This is a genomic window from Mesorhizobium sp. M0317 (genome assembly GCF_040321555.1).
GTDB lineage: Bacteria > Pseudomonadota > Alphaproteobacteria > Rhizobiales > Rhizobiaceae > Mesorhizobium.
Window position 1 is genome coordinate 1 of the sequence record NZ_JAMYRV010000085.1, and the last position, 5,739, is coordinate 5,739.

4 protein-coding genes and 4 pseudogenes are annotated in these 5,739 nt (G+C 60.4%); 6 read left to right on the forward strand and 2 right to left on the reverse strand.

Going from position 1 to position 5,739, the window contains the following annotated elements; genetic code table 11:
* The 4 genes and pseudogenes from NKI88_RS31420 to NKI88_RS31435 form a co-directional block, all read left to right on the forward strand.
* The coding region (locus NKI88_RS31420; RefSeq protein ID WP_352659266.1) for a trimethylamine methyltransferase family protein at positions 1 to 161 on the forward strand (161 nt) is incomplete at its 5' end.
* 86 nt (positions 162 to 247) lie between these two features.
* Positions 248 to 508 carry an MFS transporter gene (locus NKI88_RS31425; protein ID WP_352659268.1) on the forward strand — a complete coding sequence of 87 codons (261 nt, stop codon included), beginning with the start codon at positions 248 to 250 and terminating at the stop codon, positions 506 to 508.
* Positions 509 to 662 (forward strand): annotated as a pseudogene (locus NKI88_RS31430) (Rieske 2Fe-2S domain-containing protein); the annotation flags it as partial.
* Positions 662 to 1,852 (forward strand): annotated as a pseudogene (locus NKI88_RS31435) (NAD(P)/FAD-dependent oxidoreductase). The pseudogenes NKI88_RS31430 and NKI88_RS31435, both read left to right, overlap by 1 nt.
* Positions 1,853 to 2,104: 252 nt before the next feature.
* Here the strand turns inward: NKI88_RS31435 and NKI88_RS31440 are convergent.
* Positions 2,105 to 2,795 (reverse strand): annotated as a pseudogene (locus tag NKI88_RS31440) (IS701 family transposase); the annotation flags it as partial.
* Between the two features lie 70 nt (positions 2,796 to 2,865).
* Here NKI88_RS31440 and NKI88_RS31445 point away from each other — a divergent pair.
* Both NKI88_RS31445 and NKI88_RS31900 read left to right on the forward strand, forming a co-directional pair.
* Positions 2,866 to 3,099: pseudogene (locus NKI88_RS31445) on the forward strand (IS1595 family transposase); the annotation flags it as partial.
* 65 nt (positions 3,100 to 3,164) lie between these two features.
* Positions 3,165 to 3,809 carry a hypothetical protein gene (locus NKI88_RS31900; RefSeq protein ID WP_502909513.1) on the forward strand — a complete coding sequence of 215 codons (645 nt, stop codon included), beginning with the start codon at positions 3,165 to 3,167 and terminating at the stop codon, positions 3,807 to 3,809.
* A gap of 710 nt (positions 3,810 to 4,519) precedes the next feature.
* On the opposite strand, the gene NKI88_RS31455 is transcribed toward NKI88_RS31900, so the two are convergent.
* Positions 4,520 to 5,650: a threonine aldolase family protein gene (locus NKI88_RS31455; RefSeq protein WP_352659270.1), complete on the reverse strand. Its 1,131-nt coding sequence runs from the start codon at positions 5,648 to 5,650 to the stop codon at positions 4,520 to 4,522.
* Positions 5,651 to 5,739: the final 89 nt, after the last annotated feature.

Below are 5,739 nucleotides of genomic sequence, written 5' to 3' on the forward strand. Positions count from 1 at the left end.
CGACGGGCAGCAAGGATGCCGGAACGCGCGGGCGCGAATGGTGCCGCAAGATGCTGAGCAAATACGAGGAGGAGCCACCGGCGCTTGAGGCCTCGATACGCGAGGCGCTGCGAGACTTCGTCGAGCGTCGCGAGCGAGAGATTCCTACAACCTACGCGTAGAGATCGGCTGGGGGAGGACCGCTCGCCTATGGCACGCTCACGGCCGGCTTCGGGACTGTCATGGCCGGCATCTCCAATAGATTGCGATAGTCTCTGCGATGCTGACTGCTTTCGTGTCGCTGGGCGTTGTCGACCCTTGGATGATCCTCGGCTCCAGCTTCTCGATCGGCGGCGCTCTCAACGATCCTGCCTGGCAGGCGTCGGTTGGCGATATCGTGGACCGGCGCGATGTCCCGCTGCCGTCACCCTGCTCTCCGTCGGCTTCAACACTGACCGGGGGCCGGGCGCTCGGCGGCATAGTGGTTGCCTTGTTCGGGCGTCTGACGGCTTTCGCCGTTACCACATAGGGGCTGGCGATGGACGACATCATCGAGTGCCCGAAGCACAATGGCCGCTTCAACTACAAGGCGGGTGACGCCGGGGGCGCGCCGGTCTGCGTCAATCTCAGGACATTATCCGGTCAAGGTTGACGCCGGCAAAGTCCTGATCCAGATCGGGTGATGGTGATGACGAGAAGGATGATCATCATCGGCGCCGGCGAATGCGGCGGAAGGGCGGCTCTTGCGCTGCGCGACCTCGGCTATGGCGGAGCGTTAACGCTGGTCGGTGACGAGCCGCATTTGCCCTACGAGCGGCCGCCGCTGTCGAAAGACGCGATGGTGAGCGAAGCCCCTGAGATCAAGGCGATCGCCACTGACGAGACTTTTGCCGAGCGATCGATCCGACATATCCTTTCGGTCCAGGCCGTGGCGAGCGATCGCGCCGCGCATAGCGTGCGGCTGTCGGACGGCTCGGTCCTGCCCTACGACAAGCTCTTGCTGAGAACCGGTTCCATCCCACACAAGCTGCCGATGCCTGGCCTTGGCGGACGCTGCGTCTATCTCAGAACCTTCAACGACGCGTTGGCCATTCGCGCGCATCTCAGCTCCGGCAACCGCATCGCCATTGTCGGCGGCGGCTTCATCGGCCTCGAACTCGCCGCAGCGGCCGCAAGCTCGGCGCTTCGGTCACCGTCATCGAGGCGCAGCTAACATCCTGATACATGGCGTACCGGCCGAGATCGCCGAAATCATCCATGCTACGCATGTTGCCGAGGGCGTGAGCATCTTGTGCGGCGATGGCATCGCGTCCATCGCCGACGACGGCAAAGAGGTGCGCATCGCGCTTGCCGGCGGACAGCAGATCGCAGCCGATCTCGCGGTCATCGGCATTGGTGCCGTGCCGGTGACCGGGCTGGCAGCCGAAGCCGGCCTGACGATCGACAACGGCATCGCTGTCGATGCGCAACTGCGCAGCAGCGATCCCGACATCTTTGCCGCCGGCGATTGCTGCTCGTTTCCGCTCGCCTGGCGCAACGCACAGGAGCAGGGCACGCTGGCGGCGAGGAACATGCTGGGTGCTGGCGAGCCGCATGTGGTGCCGTGGTTCTGGTCGGATGAATATGGTCTATCCCTGCAGATCGCTGGGCTTTCCGACGAAGGCCGCAGCGTTGTGCGCCGCGATCTTGGCGACAGCGCCTTCATCCTCTTCCACCTCCCGAAGACGGCCGGCTGGTGGCTGCCAGCGGTCCCGGCAACGCGGTCGCCCGCGACGTCCGCCTGGCCGAAATGCTGATCGTCAAGCGGGCGAAGCCGGCGCCGGAAGCGCTCGGTTCGCAGGCCGTCAAGCCGAAGTCGTTGCTGGCGGCCTGAGCCGTCAGCCAATTGTCGAAGTCGGCGCCGGCGAAATTTAATGTCGGCACGGCTCGAATCTCAACGTGCCCTAGTACTACAGTTGCGGATCTCCATGCCGTTTGTAGCGACAGATGGAGGCCGCGGCCTCGTGTAGTCGTCGTCATAGCGACCAGGCGATTATGAAGGGCTTTTGTGTCGGTAGGAAGATGAGGATCCGGGCGAGGAGATAGCGGATCTCGGGGACGCTCGGGACGAGTGCAGTCATCCGAATCAGGCGGCGATTGACTCCTTTGGACTCGTTTCGTTCGGTTTGCTCCATGCGCTGCGGCGAAGATCAGCCAATAGCTTCGAGAGGAACGCCAGGGCGGCCATGCACAGGCTCATGTGGCGATGCCATCCGTGCCAGGATACCGAGCCTCGCAAAGATCAAGTCCGAGATCATCCTTGGCGCGCTCAAAGCACTCGTCGACCGCCCAGCGCAGGCCGGCCACTGCCGCCAATTCGGCCAAGGAGGAACCGGGCGGGGCGAAGACCAGGTAGTAGGCTTTTTCTCCGGATCTCGATCGCTTGCGGCGGACGAGAAGCCAACGCTCGAAGCCGCCTTTTGACGTCCAGGCGCGGCGGATGCGTGCCCAGTCGTAGAGCCGAGGCCCTTTGGCGCCTTCACCTGCCGCATGACAGACCCAGTCCTTGGGCGCGAGCTCGCTGGCCAGTTCCTCGGGCGAGGTTTCCTCAAACAGACGATCCCCTCCACGGCGCATGAAGTGAGCGCCTCGAACCGCCAAGACATAGGGCTGCTCGCGAGCTTCCAGCATCCGGCGAAGGATACTGTCCGCCCCGTAGACAGCGTCGCCCAGAACGTAAGCGCACGGGACGCCGGCATCGAGCGCCGCCGCCACCATGGCGCGCGCAGTCTTGGGCTGGTCGCAAACTCAACCGTCTCCGGGATCGACGCCCTGGCTGAGCTGTCGCCGCACCACGCCAGCGCGCAGTCGGTGGAGAATGCCGAAGGCCGTCTCGTAGTCTCGTAGCGCCCCGATCAGAACCGCATCGGCGGCCTGCGTGGATCAGCATTTTGAACTTGATGAAACCTACGTCGCGGCCGGACCCGCGGCGAAGGCCGGGGCTTCCATCACAAGGTTCTTGTCGCCTGTGCAGTCGAAGTCCGCCACCGAAGCCGAGGTCTCCCCAGGATCGAACGGATGGCCGCTACGCCGGACGAGTCCGGCTTGCGGATCGCTCCCGACCGCCGCGCCGATTCGCTCTGTAGGGTTCCGGATCGCCCGGGTGCTGGACCGCGAAGACTATTGTCGACGCTGCGTCGATCGCAATGTCGCGCCGTCGGCGGCGCGCCAAGACCGATCGCATCAATGGAGAGGCGCTGATCCGCACGCTCGTGACCTACAAGCGCGGAAAATCACGCATCTGCTCGATGGTCAGGATGCTGACGCCCGAGGAAGAGGACCGCCGCCGGAATGGCCGGGAACGAAAAGCGCTGGTCGCCGAACGAGTTCTCCACGCAATCGCGTCAAGGATTGCTCTTCAGCCAGGACATCCGGGGTATGAACCATTACGTCGTGATCGGCGCGCGCGCCTGGAGGCGTTCCGGACGGGCGATGGCCGGGCGCTGTCCAATATCGAAGCTCAGACCTGCTGTGAGCTTGACCGACTTGAGTTGCTGCTCGAACAGATCAAGACGGTAGGGGCAGGGCGGGATGCGCTCATGAGCCACCAGACAGCGGGCATACCCGCGCCAGCGGCAATGCTGCCTGGCACAAGAGAATTGGACGGGAAGGCCTGTTCCGGCACTTCAACAATCTGGCGCCGCCCAGCGCTGGTCGCGTTTCAAATCACGCCGCCTCGCGCGCCCTTTATTTCAGCAACTGGCATTTTTTGGTGCATGTTTTTCCTCCCGAACGTTAGAGTCCTAGGTTGTGGATCACGCGTTACCGTATCTGGCACTGCCCATTTCTAATCCTGAGCGGAGACTTACAGACTATGATTAAATGCGGCTTGGTGCAGTTGAGCCTTACTTATCTGACGCTTTGCCAAACCGACCTCATGTGAGGATTCGAGTGACGAAAGCGATGATCGAACAGGAACACTCGCAGGGCACATTTGCCGGAGCTATATATCAAACGATCCGACGGGACATTCAAGCTGCCGGGTATCTTCAGGCTAAATCATGAATCGTTAACCTGCGCCAGGCACATGGGGGCCTTGAGGTGCTTGTACTGAGGCTTGCCATATAGGACTTTAGAGTTTCCCCAGGCTCCTCCCAGAGCAACTTGGTTGTCGTCGAACAAGCTTCGGCGGCAGCCACTTTTCCCGCGAACTTTTTATTCCACCGGTCTCCGAAGTCCCTCCATCGATCGCAGGTACCTCTTAATCCGAGGCTCGAACCTAAGTGCTGCATTCGTTTTCTCGGTGAACGCCTCGTCGATGTGTCATCGAATACCTTCCGCATTTCATCCCATCCGTTCGGCTGCGTGCGAAACCCGGCGAGGCGTACCACGGCCTTGTTCCTTTTGAGGAGGCCCCGTTTTTGGAGGATTGCTAGGACTATTAGGGTGAGAAGACCCATACGTACGGCAATACATACTCCAATGCCTCATGATTGCGGATCGGGTCGGACCACACAGATTTCGAGAAGAATTGCGCTGCTGCGTAACTTGGAATTACCATTCAATCAAGTGGTGGACCCAGGGTGGGGCCTAACTCTCTGAAGGTCTGCGCCTCGCGGCAGACCTGTTCAAATCGCTGAATTTGCTCGGTGCTGTCGCAGTAGGACATCACCATACGGAAGCCTTGACCTTTGCGCTGAAAGTTCCACGGCCGTGGACGGATATCCTTATCCCGGAGCGCTTCCAGAAGACTCGGTGACAGAATGGCGAACACCTCATTAATATGCACTGGATGAACCAGTTCAACACCCGCACACGGTCTTAAAGCATCTGCTATTCGTGCGGCGTTCCGGTTTGCCTGCAGAGCATTTCGGCGCCAGAGTTCATCCTCCAGGTAGCTCAAGAGCTGCACTGACATGTAGCGCATCTTTGAGCACAGGTGCCCGGAGCGTTTGTGCATGAAGCCCAGTATCTTTGCGATTTCAGGATCGAAGGTGATCACCGCTTCCGCATTCATGGTTCCGTTCTTGATAGTGCCGAAGGTGAGAATGTCCACTCCAGCCTTCCAGGTCATTTCGGCCGGCGTTGCGCCCAAATGAACCACGGCGTTAGCCAAGCGGGCCCCATCAAGATGGACTTTCATGCCCGCCTTATGCGCTATTGCACTTAGTGCTCGTAATTCGTCCAGTTCATAGACGACTCCTGCTTCTGTGGCTTGGGTGAGGCTGAGTGCACTGACCGCCATATGATGTACGTTGCCGATACCGTGACGTTGTAGGCCGTCCTCTAACGTGGCAGGCGATATCTTATGGTGCTCACCTGACAGCAAAGTCATGCGGCCGCCACCGCTATAAAACTCGGGCGCGCCAGCTTCGGTCGTCACAATATGGGCGCCCTCATGACAGAAGATCGTGCCATACGGCGGCGTAATGGCGCCGAGCGCGAGACCATTGCCCGCAGTGCCCGTAGGCACCGGAAAAATATAAGTTTCGCGCTCAAAAAAGTTCGAATAGGCCTGTGCCAAGGTTGCGGTGAATTGATCTGCGCCGTAGGCTACCTCGACGCCTCGGTTGCAGTTCAACAGCGCGTTCATCACCTGTTCGCAGACCGGCGCGCCGTTGTCCGAATTGAAGTGATAGGTTGCTATTTTAAATCCTCCCGTTCCAAGTAAAGCCGCTCCGAATTCAGAAATTCAGCTTGCGAACTACAGGCTTCATTCAATATCAAGCGATCCCAGGCTTGGCTAAAATTCCTCCCGCGCGCGACGCTCGGCACCGCGTA

Excerpts from the sequence above, each read along its gene's own strand:
- NKI88_RS31900 (WP_502909513.1), top strand. The coding sequence starts at position 3,165 with ATGTCGCGCCGTCGGCGGCGCGCCAAGACCGATCGCATCAATGGAGAG.